Source organism: Paracandidimonas lactea (genome assembly GCF_021653995.1).
GTDB lineage: Bacteria > Pseudomonadota > Gammaproteobacteria > Burkholderiales > Burkholderiaceae_B > Allopusillimonas > Allopusillimonas lactea.
In genome coordinates this window covers 530,572-546,051 of sequence record NZ_JAJJOZ010000001.1, presented here as the reverse complement: position 1 = coordinate 546,051, position 15,480 = coordinate 530,572, and the positions used below count along the sequence as shown (strand labels likewise).

General features: G+C 61.6%; 13 protein-coding genes. 10 read left to right on the top strand and 3 right to left on the bottom strand.

What is annotated here, in order from left to right; genetic code table 11:
• Positions 1 to 10: 10 nt before the first annotated feature.
• The 6 genes from aceF to purF all read left to right on the top strand — a co-directional run bounded on the left by aceF (position 11) and on the right by purF (position 8,054).
• A complete protein-coding gene (gene aceF, locus LOL23_RS02560; RefSeq protein ID WP_237173110.1) occupies positions 11 to 1,711 on the top strand; it encodes a dihydrolipoyllysine-residue acetyltransferase in 1,701 nt (566 codons plus the stop codon).
• Between the two features lie 9 nt (positions 1,712 to 1,720).
• Complete coding sequence (lpdA, locus tag LOL23_RS02555; protein ID WP_237173109.1) at positions 1,721 to 3,505, top strand: dihydrolipoyl dehydrogenase; 1,785 nt, start codon at positions 1,721 to 1,723, stop codon at positions 3,503 to 3,505.
• Positions 3,506 to 3,619: 114 nt separating this feature from the next.
• Positions 3,620 to 5,083: a bifunctional tetrahydrofolate synthase/dihydrofolate synthase gene (gene folC / locus LOL23_RS02550; protein ID WP_237173108.1), complete on the top strand. Its 1,464-nt coding sequence runs from the start codon at positions 3,620 to 3,622 to the stop codon at positions 5,081 to 5,083.
• A gap of 71 nt (positions 5,084 to 5,154) precedes the next feature.
• Complete coding sequence (locus LOL23_RS02545; protein ID WP_160976633.1) at positions 5,155 to 5,991, top strand: SPOR domain-containing protein; 837 nt, start codon at positions 5,155 to 5,157, stop codon at positions 5,989 to 5,991.
• 48 nt (positions 5,992 to 6,039) lie between these two features.
• On the top strand, positions 6,040 to 6,528 hold the full coding sequence (locus LOL23_RS02540; RefSeq protein WP_160976631.1) for a CvpA family protein: 489 nt from the start codon (positions 6,040 to 6,042) through the stop codon (positions 6,526 to 6,528).
• Between the two features lie 26 nt (positions 6,529 to 6,554).
• A complete protein-coding gene (gene purF / locus LOL23_RS02535; protein WP_160976629.1) occupies positions 6,555 to 8,054 on the top strand; it encodes an amidophosphoribosyltransferase in 1,500 nt (499 codons plus the stop codon).
• 97 nt (positions 8,055 to 8,151) lie between these two features.
• On the opposite strand, the gene LOL23_RS02530 is transcribed toward purF, so the two are convergent.
• The 3 genes from LOL23_RS02530 to map are packed head-to-tail and all read right to left on the bottom strand — an operon-like array spanning position 8,152 to position 12,071.
• Positions 8,152 to 8,643, bottom strand: coding sequence for a disulfide bond formation protein B (locus LOL23_RS02530; RefSeq protein WP_160976627.1), 492 nt, complete (start codon positions 8,641 to 8,643; stop codon positions 8,152 to 8,154).
• The gene (locus LOL23_RS02525; RefSeq protein WP_160976625.1) at positions 8,640 to 11,264 is read right to left on the bottom strand and encodes a [protein-PII] uridylyltransferase; all 2,625 of its coding nucleotides are present in this window, start codon (positions 11,262 to 11,264) and stop codon (positions 8,640 to 8,642) included. Before LOL23_RS02525 ends, LOL23_RS02530 begins: the two co-directional genes overlap by 4 nt.
• A 3-nt stretch (positions 11,265 to 11,267) precedes the next feature.
• Positions 11,268 to 12,071: a type I methionyl aminopeptidase gene (map, locus tag LOL23_RS02520; protein ID WP_160976623.1), complete on the bottom strand. Its 804-nt coding sequence runs from the start codon at positions 12,069 to 12,071 to the stop codon at positions 11,268 to 11,270.
• Positions 12,072 to 12,266: 195 nt separating this feature from the next.
• Between map and rpsB the strand changes: the two genes are divergently transcribed.
• The 4 genes from rpsB (at position 12,267) to frr (ending at position 15,472) form a co-directional block, all read left to right on the top strand.
• A complete protein-coding gene (gene rpsB / locus LOL23_RS02515; RefSeq protein WP_160976621.1) occupies positions 12,267 to 13,016 on the top strand; it encodes a 30S ribosomal protein S2 in 750 nt (249 codons plus the stop codon).
• Positions 13,017 to 13,131: 115 nt separating this feature from the next.
• Positions 13,132 to 14,010, top strand: a complete 879-nt coding sequence (gene tsf / locus LOL23_RS02510) for a translation elongation factor Ts (protein ID WP_160976619.1) — start codon at positions 13,132 to 13,134, stop codon at positions 14,008 to 14,010.
• A gap of 162 nt (positions 14,011 to 14,172) precedes the next feature.
• Positions 14,173 to 14,889, top strand: a complete 717-nt coding sequence (gene pyrH / locus LOL23_RS02505; protein ID WP_160976617.1) for a UMP kinase — start codon at positions 14,173 to 14,175, stop codon at positions 14,887 to 14,889.
• A gap of 22 nt (positions 14,890 to 14,911) precedes the next feature.
• Positions 14,912 to 15,472 carry a ribosome recycling factor gene (gene frr / locus LOL23_RS02500; RefSeq protein WP_160976615.1) on the top strand — a complete coding sequence of 187 codons (561 nt, stop codon included), beginning with the start codon at positions 14,912 to 14,914 and terminating at the stop codon, positions 15,470 to 15,472.
• Positions 15,473 to 15,480: the final 8 nt, after the last annotated feature.

Here is a 15,480-nt window from a genome sequence, read left to right as displayed (position 1 = left end):
GGGGACGGACATGAGCAATATTACCGAGATCAAGGTCCCGGATATTGGCGATTTCGACGAGGTCGAAGTCATTGAAGTATTGGTTGCGGAAGGTGATGAAATCACCGCTGAGCAAAGCCTGATCACTGTCGAATCCGACAAGGCATCAATGGAGATCCCGTCGCCGTCAGAGGGTGTCGTCAAATCGCTCAAGGTCAAAGTCGGCGATAAGATCAGCGAAGGCAGTGTCATTCTGGAGCTGCGGGAGGGCGCTGGCGCAGCCGCTTCTCCAGCCGCGGCTGCGCCAGCAGCCGCGCCATCCGTGGCACCTGCGGCAGCGCAGCCTGCGGCGCAAGCCGCAGCACCCGCAGCCCAGGATGGCGCGAACGTCACTGTATCCGTACCTGATATCGGTGGCGCGACGGACGTCGAGGTTATCGAGATCCTCGTCAAAGTCGGTGACAGCATCCAACCCGAGCAAAGCCTGATCACCGTTGAGTCCGACAAGGCATCAATGGAGGTGCCGGCGCCACAGGCAGGCGTGGTCACCGCCATCAAGGTCAAGCTGGGCGACAAGGTCAGCCAGGGTTCCGACATCCTAGAACTTCGCGCCAGTGGTGGCGCGCCGGCTGCCGCGGCAGCTCCGGCCGAGGAGCGGGCTGCAGTAAAGGCCGACGCGCCCGCTGTCGCTCCAACGCCAACCGCACCCGTGCCTGCTGCCGCGCCTGTAGTGCCATCCGGCGGCGGTATGGCCTCAACGCCGCCCGAGCGCCATTCGCCCACCGAGGCCTATGCTGATGCCGATATGCCGGCGCGCGATCTGCCGCACGCTTCACCTTCAGTGCGCAAGTTCGCCCGTGAATTGGGCGTTGATTTGCGGCGCGTCACTGGCTCCGGCACCAAGAACCGCATCACCCAGGATGACGTGCGTGAATATGTGAAACGTTCGCTGGCCACTGGCGCGGCGCCCGCAATCGGCGCGGCGACGGGCGAGGGCGGGCTGGCGGTGCTGGGCTGGCCCAAGGTGGATTTCGCCAAGTTTGGCGCTATCGAAACACGGCCGTTGTCGCGCATCAAGAAGATCTCGGGTGCCAACCTGCATCGTAACTGGGTGATGATCCCGCACGTCACCAACAATGATCAGGCTGACATCACCGAGCTCGAGGCGCTGCGCCAGACACTCAACGACGAAAACAAGAAATCCGGCGTCAAGGTCACCATGCTGGCCTTCCTGATCAAGGCGGTGGTTGCGGCGCTCAAGAAGTTTCCCGAGTTCAACGCCTCGCTCGATGGCGACAACCTGGTGCTCAAGCAGTACTACCATATCGGCTTTGCCGCCGACACGCCCAACGGCCTGGTCGTGCCTGTGATTCGCGACGCCGACAAGAAGGGCGTGTTTGAACTCGCCAAAGAAACCGCCGAACTCGCGGCGCTGGCGCGCGAGGGGAAGCTTTCGCCCGCGCAGATGCAGGGTGGCTGCTTCTCGATTTCCTCGCTGGGAGGCATCGGCGGAACACATTTCACGCCCATCATCAACGCCCCCGAGGTCGCTATCCTCGGCGTCTCACGCTCGGCGCATATGCCGATATGGAACGGCAGCGACTTCGTGCCGCGGCTGATGCTGCCGCTGTCGCTGTCCTACGATCACCGGGTCATCGATGGCGCCGCTGCTGCGCGCTTCAATACATATCTGGCCAGCCTGCTTGGCGATTTCCGCCGTGCCATTCTCTAGGAGCCGCGTGTGAGCATTATCGAACTGAAGGTTCCCGATATCGGTGATTTCGACGAGGTCGAAGTCATCGAAGTGCTGGTGGCCGCCGGCGACACCATCCAGGCCGAACAGAGCCTGATTACGGTGGAGTCTGACAAGGCCTCCATGGAGATCCCCGCGGAGCAGGGCGGCGTCATTAAAGAAGTACTGGTCAAGGTGGGCGACAAGATCAGGGAGGGCATGGCAATGGTGCGACTGGAAGCGGCCGCTGCCGCCCCCGCTGAGCCGCCCGCACCTGCGGCCGCCGCGTCCGCACCCGCTGCCGCCCCGGCGCAGCCGGCCGCTCCCGCTCAGCCAGTTGCCGCTGCGCCGCAAGCCGCCGCCTTTACAGGGCAAGCCGATCTCGAGTGTGATGTGGTCGTACTGGGTGCGGGGCCCGGCGGCTATTCCGCCGCATTCCGTGCTGCCGATCTCGGCCTGTCAGCGGTGTTGGTCGAACGCTACGCCACGCTGGGCGGCGTGTGCCTTAACGTAGGCTGCATTCCGTCCAAGGCCCTGCTGCACACCGCAGCGGTCCTCGAAGAGGCACAGTCGCTGTCCTCGCATGGCATTACCTTCGGCGCGCCCACGATTGACCTCGGCGGCCTGCGCGCCTACAAAGACAGCGTGGTTGGCAAGCTCACGGGTGGGTTGGCCGGCATGGCCAAAGCGCGCAAGGTGCAGGTCATCACCGGCACCGGCGAATTCGCCGACCCGCATCACCTGCGGATCCAGCGTGCCGACGGCGGCGTGCAGACTGTGCGCTTCGCTTCCGCCATCGTCGCGGCCGGGAGCCAGTCCGTCAAACTGCCTTTCCTGCCCGAAGACGATCGCATTGTCGATTCCACCGGCGCACTGCAGCTCGCGGGTATCCCCAAAAAGACGCTCATTATCGGCGGAGGCATCATCGGCCTCGAAATGGGCACGGTGTATTCCGCCCTGGGTTCGCGGCTGGACGTGGTCGAGATGCAAGGCGGCCTGATGCTGGGCGCCGACCGCGATCTTGTGAAGGTGTGGGAAAAGATGAATGCCCGGCGCTTCGACAACATCATGCTCAACACGCGCACCGTGGGTGCACGGGCCGACAAGGATGGCATCTGGGTCGAGTTCGAAGGCGAAAAGGCGCCCAAGGAAGCACAGCGCTACGATCTGGTGCTGCAGGCTGTGGGCCGCACCCCAAATGGCAAACGCATTGGCGCCGACAAGGCCGGGATTGCGGTGTCTGATCGCGGCTTCATCGATGTCGACCGCCAGATGCGCACCAATGTGCCCCACATCTACGCCATTGGCGATATTATTGGCCAACCCATGCTCGCCCACAAGGCTGTGCACGAAGGCCATGTGGCGGCCGAAGTCATCGCAGGGCACAAGAGTTTCTTCGATGCCCGCGTGATTCCTTCAGTGGCGTACACCGATCCGGAGGTAGCGTGGGTCGGCCTGACCGAAGAGCAGGCCAAAGCAGATGGCATCGAAGTCGAGAAAGGCCTCTTCCCGTGGGCGGCCTCGGGGCGAGCCATCGCCAATGGGCGCGACGAAGGCTTCACCAAGCTGCTGTTCGATGCGAAGACGCATCGCATCGTGGGTGGCGGCATTGTTGGCACGCACGCGGGCGACCTCATCAGCGAGGTGGCGCTGGCCATCGAAATGGGCGCTGACGCGGTGGATATCGGTAAAACCATACACCCGCATCCCACGCTGGGCGAATCCATCGGTATGGCTGCCGAAGTGGCCGAAGGCAGTTGCACCGACGTGCCGCCGGCACGCAAAAAGAAATAGGGCGGCAGCCCGGCGGCGTGGGTTTGTACCCATGCCGCTGGCGCGCCTGCCACGTCCACCCTGCGCCGCAGGTGCTAATATCAGCACCTGCGTTTTTCGTTTCCGGTTCGTATCATGTCCACCTCCGCACCCGCCGCTTCCGCCACGCTCGACCAGTGGCTGAGCTATCTTGAAACCCTGCACAAGGTCGCCATAGACCTGGAGCTGTCGCGGATCCGCAAGGTGGCACAAGTGCTGGACATCCAGACGCCGTTTGTAACGATCACTGTGGGCGGCACCAACGGCAAGGGCTCCACTTGTGCCATGCTCGAAAGTATGTTGCTGGCCGCTGGGTACAAGGTAGGGGTCTATGCGTCGCCACATCTGGTGCGCTACAACGAACGCATCCGGCTCAATGGCGAACAAGCCGCCGACACTGACATCATCAGCCAATTCCGCAAGATAGACGCGGCGCGCGGCGACATTACGCTTAGTTATTTCGAATTCTCCACGCTGGCCGCGCTGCTATTGTTCCAGGAGCGTGCCGTCGATGTGGCGGTGCTCGAAGTCGGGCTGGGCGGCCGGCTCGATGCGGTCAATATGGTCGACGCCGATTGTGCCATCATCACCAGCGTAGACATCGATCACGCGCAATATCTGGGCGATACACGCGAAAAAATAGGTTGGGAAAAAGCCCATATCTTCCGACCCGGGCGGCCGGCCATCTGCGCCGATCCTATGCCGCCGGCCAGTATCGTCGAGTATGCCGCACAGGTCGGCGCCGACCTCTGGCTGTTCGGCAATGACTTCAACTACTCCGGCGACCGCCAGCAATGGGCCTACGGCGGGCGTTCGCAGCGCCGCGCGGCTTTGGGCTATCCTGCCTTGCGCGGCGCCAATCAATTGCTCAACGCCTGCGCAGCGCTGGCGGCCATCGAAGCGCTGCGCGGCCGGCTGGCGGTACCACAGCAAGCAGTCCGTGAAGGGCTTCTGCAGGTCAATCTGCCTGGCCGCCTGCAGATTCTTCCTGGCAATCCCGTGGTCATCCTTGACGTGGCCCACAACCCGCATGCCGCGGCGGCGCTGGGGCAGAACCTCGACAACATGGGCCGCTTCGGCAAGACGCATGCTGTCATTGGCATGCTCGCAGACAAAGACGTCGAAGGGGTAATCGAAAAAATTGCAAGCCGGGTTGACCACTGGTATTGCGCGAGCGTCGATGGCGCACGTGGCATGGCGGGCGATGCGCTTGCCGAGCACGTGCGCAAGGTGCTCGCCGCGCGTGCTGCGTTGGCCGTGCCTGCCGTTGCACCGTCGCCCAGCGTGGCGCCCGTGTCTCCCGCGCCCGCCATGGTCGACGACAGTTTCGATGGCCCGGGGTTGGCCGGCCATGGGTCAGCCGCCACGGATACGCGCAGCCCAGGTGTGCGCGCTGTCGCACCCAAGCAGGTCGCAGCCGGGTCCGCAACCGTATCTGTATTTGAAAATCCGGTACAGGCCTTTACCGAGGCGCAAAAGCGTGCGGCAGGGGATGATAGAATCCTTGTGTTTGGGTCATTCACCACGGTCGGGCCGGTGCTCCAATCGCTGGGGCGTTAGGCCAACGGGTATTCCGGGCCGCGCCGGCGCTACGTCGGCCAGCCTTGTACACAGCATAGGTTTCTTCACACATGGGTCTGTTCTCTCGCAACGAGTCCGCTTCCCGCTCCGAGCGTCGCCCGGCTTCCCGATCCGCGCTATCCAGCGAGGCGCAAGCCAGCGATCTGCGCAATCGCGCCCGCCGCAGGTTGATCGGTGCATTGGTGCTGGTACTCGCCGCCGTGATCGTAGTGCCCATGCTTTTCGATACCACCGAGCCGCCCGAGCAAGCGCCTACGCCAGTGGTGGTACCATCCATCGAACCACCGGCCGCCGACACCGGCAATCTGGCCGCCGCGCCCAACACCGACGCGCAAGGCAACGCCTACTCGGGCAGCATCCAGCAGCCCGATGCGCCGCAAGTGCCAGCGCCATCAACCGGTCTCGCCCCTAGCCAACCCGACACAACAACTCCGGTCGAGCCTGCGCCGCCCGAGGCGGTGCCCGCACCGCAGCCCAAACCTGAAGCCAAGCCAAAACCCGAACCCAAACCCGAACCCAAGCCCAAAGCAGAAGCCAAACCCGAAGCCAAGCCCAAGGCGGCCGAAAAAATCCAACGCACCGATGACGGCTCGGCTGCCCTCGCCATGCTGGAAGGCAGGGTGCCGCCCAAACGCGCGGCCGCGTCCGAGAAAGGCAATTTCGTACTGCAGATCGCTGCTTACGGTGCCGAGGAAGACGCCCGGGTGCGGCGCGACCGCCTGGCTGCAGCCGGGGTCACCAACGCCTATGTAGAGCGCGGCACCGCGGGCGGGCGCACCACCTATCGCCTGCGGGTAGGTCCCTTCCCGTCGCGCGACGCCGCCCAAGCCGCGCAGGCGCGCCTGCGCGCGCTGGGTTACGATAACGGTTTCATTTCCAGCCAATAAACGTTGCCGCCTCTCCCATCCAACTTATGGGCCTTTGGCCACTGATACGTGACCAGTTTCGATTACCTCGTCCTGGCCATTCTGGCTGTGTCCGCCTTCCTCGGTCTCTTGCGAGGGCTGGTCAAAGAAATCCTCTCCTTGCTTGCTTATGTGCTGGCGTTCATGGCCGCCATCTGGTGGGGCCCTCTGGCCGGCGACTGGCTACAGGGCTGGATCGACAACCCGCTACTTCGCGCGGGTGCAGCCTACGCGCTCGTCTTCATTCTTGTCCTGCTGCTCGTGGGCCTGGTTAATGTGACATTGGCGGCGCTGATCGACCGCACCGGCCTCACGCCTGCCGATCATGGCTTGGGCGCACTGTTCGGGTTGTTACGCGGTATCGTATTCGTATTGGTGCTGGTCGGGTTGGCAGGCTATACAGAGTTGCCAAAGGAGCCTTGGTGGCAACAAGCCCGGCTCTCCGGCACCGCGGTAAAGGGCATACAGCAGATCAAGCAGATGCTGCCGCCTGACCTGGCCGCATGGTTACCATATTGATCTGATCGCATTTACAGGAATTCATCATGTGCGGAATCGTTGGGGTTGCAGGTACCTCCCCCGTCAATCAACTGATCTACGACAGTCTGTTGCTGCTGCAGCATCGTGGCCAGGATGCGGCGGGCATTTCCACCTCGCACGAACAGTTTTTCAATATGTACAAGGCGCACGGCTTGGTGCGCGATGTGTTTCGCACGCGCAATATGCGTTCACTACCCGGCAACAGCGGCTTGGGCCAAGTGCGCTATCCCACCGCCGGCTCCAGCGACAGCGTGGACGAAGCCCAGCCGTTCTACGTCAACGCACCATTTGGCATCACCTTCGTACACAATGGCAACCTCACAAATTGGCGAGAGTTGCGCGAGTCCCTATTCAAGATTGATCGCCGCCATATCAATACCAATTCCGACTCCGAAGTGCTGCTCAATGTGTTCGCGCATGAGCTGCAACAGGCGTCCAGCGGCGGTACGCTCGACAGCGACGCAATCTTCAAGGCGGTTTCGGCCGTGCACCGGCGCGCTCGGGGGGCCTATGCCGTCATTGCACAGATCGCCAGCTACGGCCTGGTTGCTTTCCGCGATCCATACGGGATACGCCCTTTGTGCCTGGGTTCCCTCGAAACCGAACAGGGCACAGAGTGGATGGTGGCATCCGAATCCGTGGCCCTGACCGGTTGTGGCTACACACTGGTGCGCGACATACAGCCCGGCGAAGCGATCTTTATCGATATGGATGGCAAGCTCGTGAGCCGCCAATGCGCAGACAACGCAGTACTCACACCCTGTGTGTTCGAGTATGTGTATTTCGCCCGGCCCGATTCTGTCATGGATACGGTATCCATTTATAACGCGCGGCTCAAGATGGGTGAGTACCTGGCCGATAACGTCGCGCGAACGCTGCGCCTGGGCGAGATCGATGTCGTCATGCCTATCCCCGATTCATCGCGGCCGGCAGCTATGCAGCTTGCGTCGCGCCTGAGCCTCAACTACCGTGAAGGCTTCATCAAAAACCGCTATGTGGGCCGCACCTTCATCATGCCGGGGCAGGCGGTGCGTAAAAAATCCGTGCGTCAAAAGCTTAGCGCCATCGATATGGAGTTCCGCGGCAAAAATGTACTGCTGGTCGATGATTCCATCGTGCGTGGCACCACCAGCCGCGAGATCGTCGACATGGCTAAGGCGGCAGGGGCGAACAAAGTGTTCTTCGCGTCCGCCGCGCCTGCCGTGCGCTTTCCGAACGTATACGGCATTGATATGCCCACGCGCCGCGAACTGATTGCGGTGGGCCGAAGCACCGAAGACGTTGCGCGTGAAATCGGCGCCTGCGGGTTGGTTTACCAAAACCTCGAAGATCTGGAACAGGCGATCCGCGATCTGAACCCCGCCATGAAGCAGTTTGAATCGTCGTGCTTCAACGGTAAGTATGTCACGGGCGATATCGATGCAGCCTACCTTGATCGCCTGGAGCAGACACGCGGAACATTGCCGCCTGCCGGCGAAATGGCCACCAACGAAAAAGAAGATTGAGGGCTGCGGGCCGCGCGCCGGGTATGGGTATACATCGTCGGCGCAGGCCTGTGTGACACCGCTGCCTTAAAGGTAGCGGTGCCAGAATGCAGCGTGATCAGCCTCGGGGGGTGCGTTGCACGAGTGCGATCACGCCCAACACGCCTGTTACAACAAAGAGCCCCATGCCCCACAGGGCATATTCGACGCCGAAGAGCTCTACGCGCGCTTCCATGCACGTCGCGTAAATGCCGAACAGCCAGGGCAGGGCGGCGTCCATGCCGGACGCCGCAATGAACTTGTCGGCAAACGTTTGCGCGCACGAGAACATATTGGCTGCGACCGTGTATTGATACCAAGCGGCAACTACCCCTGCCGCACTGAGCAGCACCACTGCCCCAGCGGCAGCCTTGCCTGCGGTCGGGCTGTGTCGGCCGGCCCAGGCGCCCAGCCCGCACACGAGCGCAATCACCAGGAACACCAGCCGCTGCAGCACACACCAGGCGCAGGGTTGCATGTCGAAAACATGCTGTGAAATCAGGGCGACTGCCACGGCGGCAGCACACAGCACGGCAATCAGATTCAGGAGTTTCACGGAACGAGTGTTCATTGTTGGAAGGTGGTGTAACGAGAGGGAGAGTGGATGTCGCTGCTGTCCAGCATGGCCAGCAGCTCGCGTTCGAAACGCAATTGCTGGCGGGGATGGCCCAGCACGTCGCCGGAGATGATAAAGATATCTTCGACGCGGTCGCCCAGCGTCATGATCTTGGCCATTTTGAGGTCGATCCCATGCCTGACGAACAGGCTGGCGACGCTGTAGAGCAGACCCGGCCGGTCTGCGGCGGTAATTGACAGGCGCCACGAGGCGCTGCGCTCATCGGGCTGCAATTCTACATTGGGCACAATAGGAAACACGCGAGAACGACGCGAGCCAGGCCGTCGCGCAGGTTGCGCGGCTTCGCCGGTGGCGTGGACGCTCGCAGGCATCAGTGCCTGGTACAGCTCGTGTTCTACCAGGGAGGCATTGGAGCGATAGTCTTTGTCATGCCCCGGCAGCAGCACAATGAAGCTGTCCAGTGCCCAGCCGTGGTGCGTGGTATGGATGCGGGCATCCTGCACGCTCAGGCCGCGCCGGTCGAAATAACGACAGATTGAAACAAATAGATCATCGCGATCGCGCGTGTAGACCATGACTTGCAGCGCTTCGTTTTGCCCCACCACGCGCGCCTTCACGACGGGTTCTGGCGCGTCTACCCGATAATAGAGCTGACGCGTGTGCCAGGCGATTTCGCTGGCTTCGTGGCGCAGGAAGTAAGCGACATCTAGCTGGCTCCAGAATGCATCACGGCTCTCGTCGCGCAGGCCCATTAGGCGTATTTCGGTGGCTGCGGCCTGCTTGCGCTGGGCGAGCACAGTGCCGGTATCTGGCTGCGCGCCGCCCAAGACGGCCAGCGTCTGACGGTAGAGGTCTTCGAGCAGCTTGCCTTTCCAGGCATTCCAGACCTTGGGGCTGGTGCCCCGGATGTCAGCGACGGTGAGTAGATAGAGCGCTGTCAGGTGGCGCTCGTCGCCCACCACTTGGGCAAACTGTTTTACCACCTCAGGATCGCTGAGATCGCGTTTTTGCGCCACCATGGACATGGTCAAGTGCTGGCGCACAAGAAATTCGACCAGATCGCGGTCGGTGCTATCGATGCCATGGTCGATACAGAAGCGTCTCGCATCGGCTGCGCCAAGCTCAGAGTGATCGCCGCCGCGGCCCTTGGCGATATCGTGGTACAGGGCCGCCACGTAAAGCAGCCAGTGCCGTTCAAACCCGGCAATCAACTGGCTGGCCAGGGGATACTCCTGGGCGTGTTCGGGCATAGTGAAGCGACGCAGATTGCGAATCACCATCAGGATGTGCTGGTCAACGGTGTAGGCGTGGAACAGATCGTGCTGCATCTGGCCGACGATGCGCCTGAACAGCGGCAGGTAGCGCGGCAGGATGTTCAGCATGGTCATGCGTCGCAGGGCATGCACAATGCCGCGTGGTTGCTGCAGTATCTGCAAAAATTGATGCCTATTGACCGGATTGCGCCTGAACTGGGCATCGATGTGGCGCCGCGCGTGCCACATGGCGCGCAGCGCCTGCGCGGTCAGCCCCTCGATCTCGGGGTGCTCCTGCATGACAAGGAAGGCACGGAAAAGTAGCGCTGGATTGCGCTCGAAGCCGTCATCGCGCACGATCCCCAGGCGCCCGCGCACCACCAGAAAATCATCGTCAATGCGGCGGGCCTGGTCTGCCGGCATGGGAAAGAGGCGTTCTTCCATGCTCTGCATCAGGATGACATTCATCTGGTTGACGACGCGCGCGGCCCAGTAGTAGCGCTGCATCAGAATCTCGCTGGGGCGCCGGTTGCGGGTGGCTTCGAACCCGTAAAGCGTGGCCAGAGCCGGCTGCAGGTCGAACAGTACGCGGTCTTCACGGCGCCCGGCCAGCAGATGCAGCTCGATGCGCAGGCGTTTGAAAGCCTGTTCGGCGCGCCGCAGCGCACGGTACTCCGATGGCATGAGCCAGTCGGTGCGAGCAATCTCGCGCCAGGTATGGCCTAGGCCAGCGGCCTGGGCCATCCACAACAGCACTTGCAGATCGCGCAGGCCGCCGGGGGCTTCTTTGCAATTGGGTTCGAGCGCGTATGGGGTATCCTGGTGCCGCGCGTGCCGCTGGTGCATTTCGGCGCGCTTGGCCTGGAAGAAGGTCTGGGGATCCAGTTGCGCCGCCATTGCCTCGCGCAGCGTATGCAGCAATTCCCGGGAGCCTGCAAGCCAGCGCGCTTCGAGCAGAGAAGTCTCCACCGTAATGTCGCCGGCGGCCTCGCGACGGCAGTCTTCAACCGTGCGCACGCTGTGGCCGGGCTCTATCCCAAGATCCCACATTGCCGCTACAAAAGCGGCAATCATTGCACTATCCTGGGGGCCGGGGGGCTGCTGCAACAGTACCAGCACGTCGACGTCTGAATACGGATACAGCTCGCCGCGGCCGTAGCCACCTACCGCAGCGAGTGTTGCGCCACTTGGCAGCGGATGCAGGCGCAAGAGGTCGCGCAGGGTTTGATCTGTGGCCCGGCGCAGCGCCGTCAGCAGGGTATCGGGGCGCAGGTGCTGGCGCCAGGCGGCAATGGCTGCCTGGCGACGCGCGGCCAACTGCCGACGCAGTGCGTCAAGCGTGGGGCGCGGTGTGGCCACCATGGCTCATGCGTTCTTGATGAACGCGGGAGGAGGAGGCATGTTTTCGGAGATCGTCAGCACTTCGTGGCCGGTATCGGTGACGAGTACTGCGTGTTCCCACTGCGCGGACAGACTGTGGTCTCGTGTGACAACTGTCCAGCCGTCAGCCAGCGTGCGAATCTCGCGGCGGCCGGCATTGATCATGGGCTCGATCGTGAAAATCATGCCCGGCTCAAGGCGCACGCCCGTGCCCGGCTTGCCATAGTGCAATACCTGTGGATCCTGATGGAACTTGCGCCCCACGCCATGCCCGCAATACTCTCGCACCACTGAAAAACCGTTTTTTTCGGCATGCTTCTGAATGGCATTGCCGACGTCACCCAGGGTGGCGCCGGGGCGCACCTGGTCGATACCGAGCCACATGCACTCAAAGGTGGTTTCGGTGAGGCGGCGTGCCAGAATGGAAGGTTCGCCCACATAGAACATGCGGCTGGTGTCGCCGAACCAGCCGTCCTGGATGATGGTGACATCCATGTTGAGGATGTCGCCGTTCTTTAGCACTTTGTCGCCCGGAATGCCGTGGCAGATCACATGGTTGACCGAAATGCAGATGGAGGCCGGATAGGGCGTGTAGCCGGGCGGCGCATAACCCACCGTGGCGGATTTGACCCCGAGTTCAGCGATTTTCTCGCTGCACAGCCTTTCGAGTTCACCGGTCGTGACCCCAGCCTGAACGAAAGGCGTGAGGTAGTCGAGTATGGACGCAGCCGTTTGGCAGGCGGTGCGCATCTTGGCGAGATCGGCGGGGTCAGTGACTAGGCTACTCATGGCAACTTGATATGGCTTACTTAAAAATAGTAGAATTATAGGCTTTCCCGGATTTCTGGCTGCCGCACTGGCAGGCGCCGGGGGAGTAAATCGCGTGCCCGGCCACCTCAGGGTGTTTGCGCGCGGGGCCGCCCAAGCAGGGCGGGCCGCAAGCAAATACTGGCCCGGTACAAGGCCCAACCCTTGGAGAATATCATGTCTTTGATGCGTGAAATGCTTGAAGCTGGTGTGCACTTTGGCCACCAGACCCGTTACTGGAACCCCAAGATGGCTCCGTTCATCTTCGGTCAGCGTAACAAGATCCATATCGTCAACCTCGAACAAACGGTTGGCAAGTTCCAGGAAGCCACCAAGTTTGTGCGCCAGCTTGCAGCGCGCGGCGGCACCATCCTGTTTGTCGGCACCAAGCGCGCCGCTCGTGAAATCATCGCGGCCGAAGCCGCCCGCTGCGGCATGCCGTATGTGGACAGCCGCTGGCTCGGTGGCATGATGACCAACTTCAAAACGGTCAAGACATCCGTCAAGCGCCTGAAAGAGATGGAAGCCCAGGTCGCCGAAGGCGGTACTGATGCCATGAGCAAAAAAGAAGCGCTCATGTTTGAACGCGAACTGGCCAAGCTGAACAAATCCATTGGCGGCATCAAAGACATGAACACGCTGCCCGACGCACTGTTCATCATCGACGTCGGCTACCACAAAATTGCTGTGGCCGAAGCCGGCACCCTGGGTATTCCGGTTGTTGGCGTGGTCGATACCAACCACTCGCCCGACGGCGTTGCACACGTCATCCCGGGTAACGACGATTCCGCCAAGGCCATCGCGCTGTACGCCCGCGGTATTGCTGACGCCGTCATCGAAGGCCGTGAGCAGAACCTGAACGGCTTGGTCGAAGAAATCGCCGAAGGCGATGAAGAATTCATCGAAGTCGACGAAGACCGCGAGTAATGTGGCCTGCCCGGCAGTGCGCCGGGCCGCCGCGGCACGCCTTGGGCGCGCCGCACCGTCATTTCGCAACAGCCCCGGCCCGACCGGGGCGTGTTTTAGATAACTGGAGAAAATTGTGGCTCAAATTACCGCTTCCATGGTCAAAGAACTGCGCGAAAAGACCGACGCGCCCATGATGGAATGCAAGAAGGCGCTCACCGAAGCCGAAGGCGATATGGCCCGTGCCGAGGAGATTCTCCGCGTCAAACTCGGCAACAAAGCCAGCAAGGCTGCCGCTCGTATCACCGCTGAAGGCTTGATCGGCCTGAACATCGCTGCCGACGGCAAGCGCGGCGCGGTCATCGAAGTCAACTGCGAAACCGACTTCGTCGCCAAGAATGACGACTTCATCGCTTTCGTCAATGCCATGGCCGTTTTGGTCACTGAAAAGAACCCCGCCGATGTCGCAGCCCTGAGCGAGCTGCCCATGGGTGAGGGCACGGTCGAAACAACCCGTTCCGCACTGGTCGGCAAAATCGGCGAAAACATGGCCATCCGCCGCTTCCAGCGCTTTGAAACCACCAACACGTTGGCCAGCTACGTGCACGGTGGCCGCATCGGTGTGCTGGTCGACTTCAACGGCCCCGATGAAGTCGGCAAAGACCTTGCCATGCACATCGCCGCCACTCGTCCCAAGGCCCTGAACGCCGATGGCGTGCCTGCTGCCGATATCGCCGCCGAACGCTCGGTCGCCGAGCAAAAGGCCGCAGAATCCGGCAAGCCCGCCGAGATCGTTGCCAAGATGGTCGAAGGTTCGGTCCAGAAGTTCCTCAAAGAAGTCACGCTGCTGTCTCAGCCCTTTGTCAAGAACGACAAGCAATCCGTCGAGCAGATGCTCAAGGAAAAGGGCGCCGGCATCTCCCGCTTCGCCCTGTATGTCGTGGGTGAGGGCATCGAGAAAAAAGTCGAAGACTTCGCCGCTGAAGTCGCCGCCGCTGCCGGCGGCCAGGCCTAAGGTCTTCAGGCAAGCCGTAACCGGGCGGGGCATCCTGTAACACTCATGCGCCCATCGTAACGCCTGTTTGCGCTTCGCTTTCAAAAAAAACGGGCCTGCGTCATCACGCAGGCCCGAGTCTGGCTTACACTTCCGTTGGTTTGTTTATTAGGAATTCTACCTATGACCATCAGATCGTATAAGCGTGTCCTCCTCAAGCTTTCAGGCGAGGCCCTGATGGGCGAGGACGCGTTTGGGATCAACCGTTCCACCATCCAGCGCATGACTGAAGAGATCGCCGAGGTATCGTCGCAGGGTGTGGAGCTTGCCATTGTCATAGGTGGCGGCAATATTTTTCGTGGTGTCGCGCCTGGCGCGCAAGGCATGGATCGCGCAACCGCCGATTACATGGGCATGCTGGCCACGGTCATGAATGCGCTTGCGCTGCAAGACGCGCTCAAGAACCGCGGGGTCGATGCACGCGTGCAGTCGGCCCTGAACCTCGATCAGGTGGTCGAGCGCTACATCCGCCCCAAGGCACTGCGTTATCTCGAAGAAGGCAAGGTTGTCATCTTCGCTGCCGGCACGGGCAACCCTTTCTTTACCACTGACACCGCGGCCGCGCTGCGAGGCGCTGAAATCGGCGCCGAGATCGTTCTCAAGGCAACAAAGGTCGACGGCATCTACAGCGCCGATCCCAACAAAGATCCCAGCGCCACACGCTACGCGCGCATCAGTTTCGACGAAGCCATTGTGCGCCGGCTGGAAGTCATGGATGCCACCGCGTTCGCCTTGTGTCGCGATCAGAAGCTGCCCATCAAGGTGTTCTCGATCAACAAGCCAGGCGCCCTCAAGCGTGCCGTGTCCGGCGAAGACGAGGGCACGCTGGTGCACGTCTGACATAAATAGAAAAGGAACCGCAATGAGTCTCTCCGACATCAAGAAATCCGCCGAATCCCGCATGGGCAAGTCTATCGACTCGCTCAAGACCAGCCTGGCCAAGATCCGCACCGGCCGGGCGCATGCAGGCATTCTTGATCACGTACTGGTCGAATACTACGGCTCTCCCGTTCCTGTGAGCCAAGTCGCCAATGTCAACGTGGTAGACGCCCGCAACATCAGCGTGCAGGTCTGGGAAAAATCCATGGCTGGCCCCGTCGAAAAGGCAATCCGTGAATCCGATCTGGGCCTGAACCCCATCGCCATGGGCGACAACATCCGCGTGCCCATGCCGCCGCTTACCGAAGAGCGCCGCCGCGATCTCACCAAGGTGGTGCGCACCGAGGGCGAAGACAGTAAAGTCGCCGTGCGCAATCTGCGCCGCGAAGCCAACGACGCCCTCAAGAAGCTGCTCAAGGACAAGGAAATTTCCGAAGACGACGAGCGCCGCATGCAGGATGATATCCAGAAGCTCACCGACCGCCATGTGGCCGAGATCGACAAGCTTGTCGCTCAGAAAGAAGCCGAAATCATGACCGTCTAACCCACACG

Excerpts from the sequence above, each read along its gene's own strand:
- frr (WP_160976615.1), top strand. The coding sequence starts at position 14,912 with ATGAGTCTCTCCGACATCAAGAAATCCGCCGAATCCCGCATGGGCAAG.
- folC (WP_237173108.1), top strand. The coding sequence starts at position 3,620 with ATGTCCACCTCCGCACCCGCCGCTTCCGCCACGCTCGACCAGTGGCTG.
- aceF (WP_237173110.1), top strand. The coding sequence starts at position 11 with ATGAGCAATATTACCGAGATCAAGGTCCCGGATATTGGCGATTTCGAC.
- LOL23_RS02525 (WP_160976625.1), bottom strand. The coding sequence starts at position 11,264 with ATGGTGGCCACACCGCGCCCCACGCTTGACGCACTGCGTCGGCAGTTG.
- pyrH (WP_160976617.1), top strand. The coding sequence starts at position 14,173 with ATGACCATCAGATCGTATAAGCGTGTCCTCCTCAAGCTTTCAGGCGAG.
- purF (WP_160976629.1), top strand. The coding sequence starts at position 6,555 with ATGTGCGGAATCGTTGGGGTTGCAGGTACCTCCCCCGTCAATCAACTG.
- LOL23_RS02545 (WP_160976633.1), top strand. The coding sequence starts at position 5,155 with ATGGGTCTGTTCTCTCGCAACGAGTCCGCTTCCCGCTCCGAGCGTCGC.
- map (WP_160976623.1), bottom strand. The coding sequence starts at position 12,071 with ATGAGTAGCCTAGTCACTGACCCCGCCGATCTCGCCAAGATGCGCACC.
- rpsB (WP_160976621.1), top strand. The coding sequence starts at position 12,267 with ATGTCTTTGATGCGTGAAATGCTTGAAGCTGGTGTGCACTTTGGCCAC.
- LOL23_RS02530 (WP_160976627.1), bottom strand. The coding sequence starts at position 8,643 with ATGAACACTCGTTCCGTGAAACTCCTGAATCTGATTGCCGTGCTGTGT.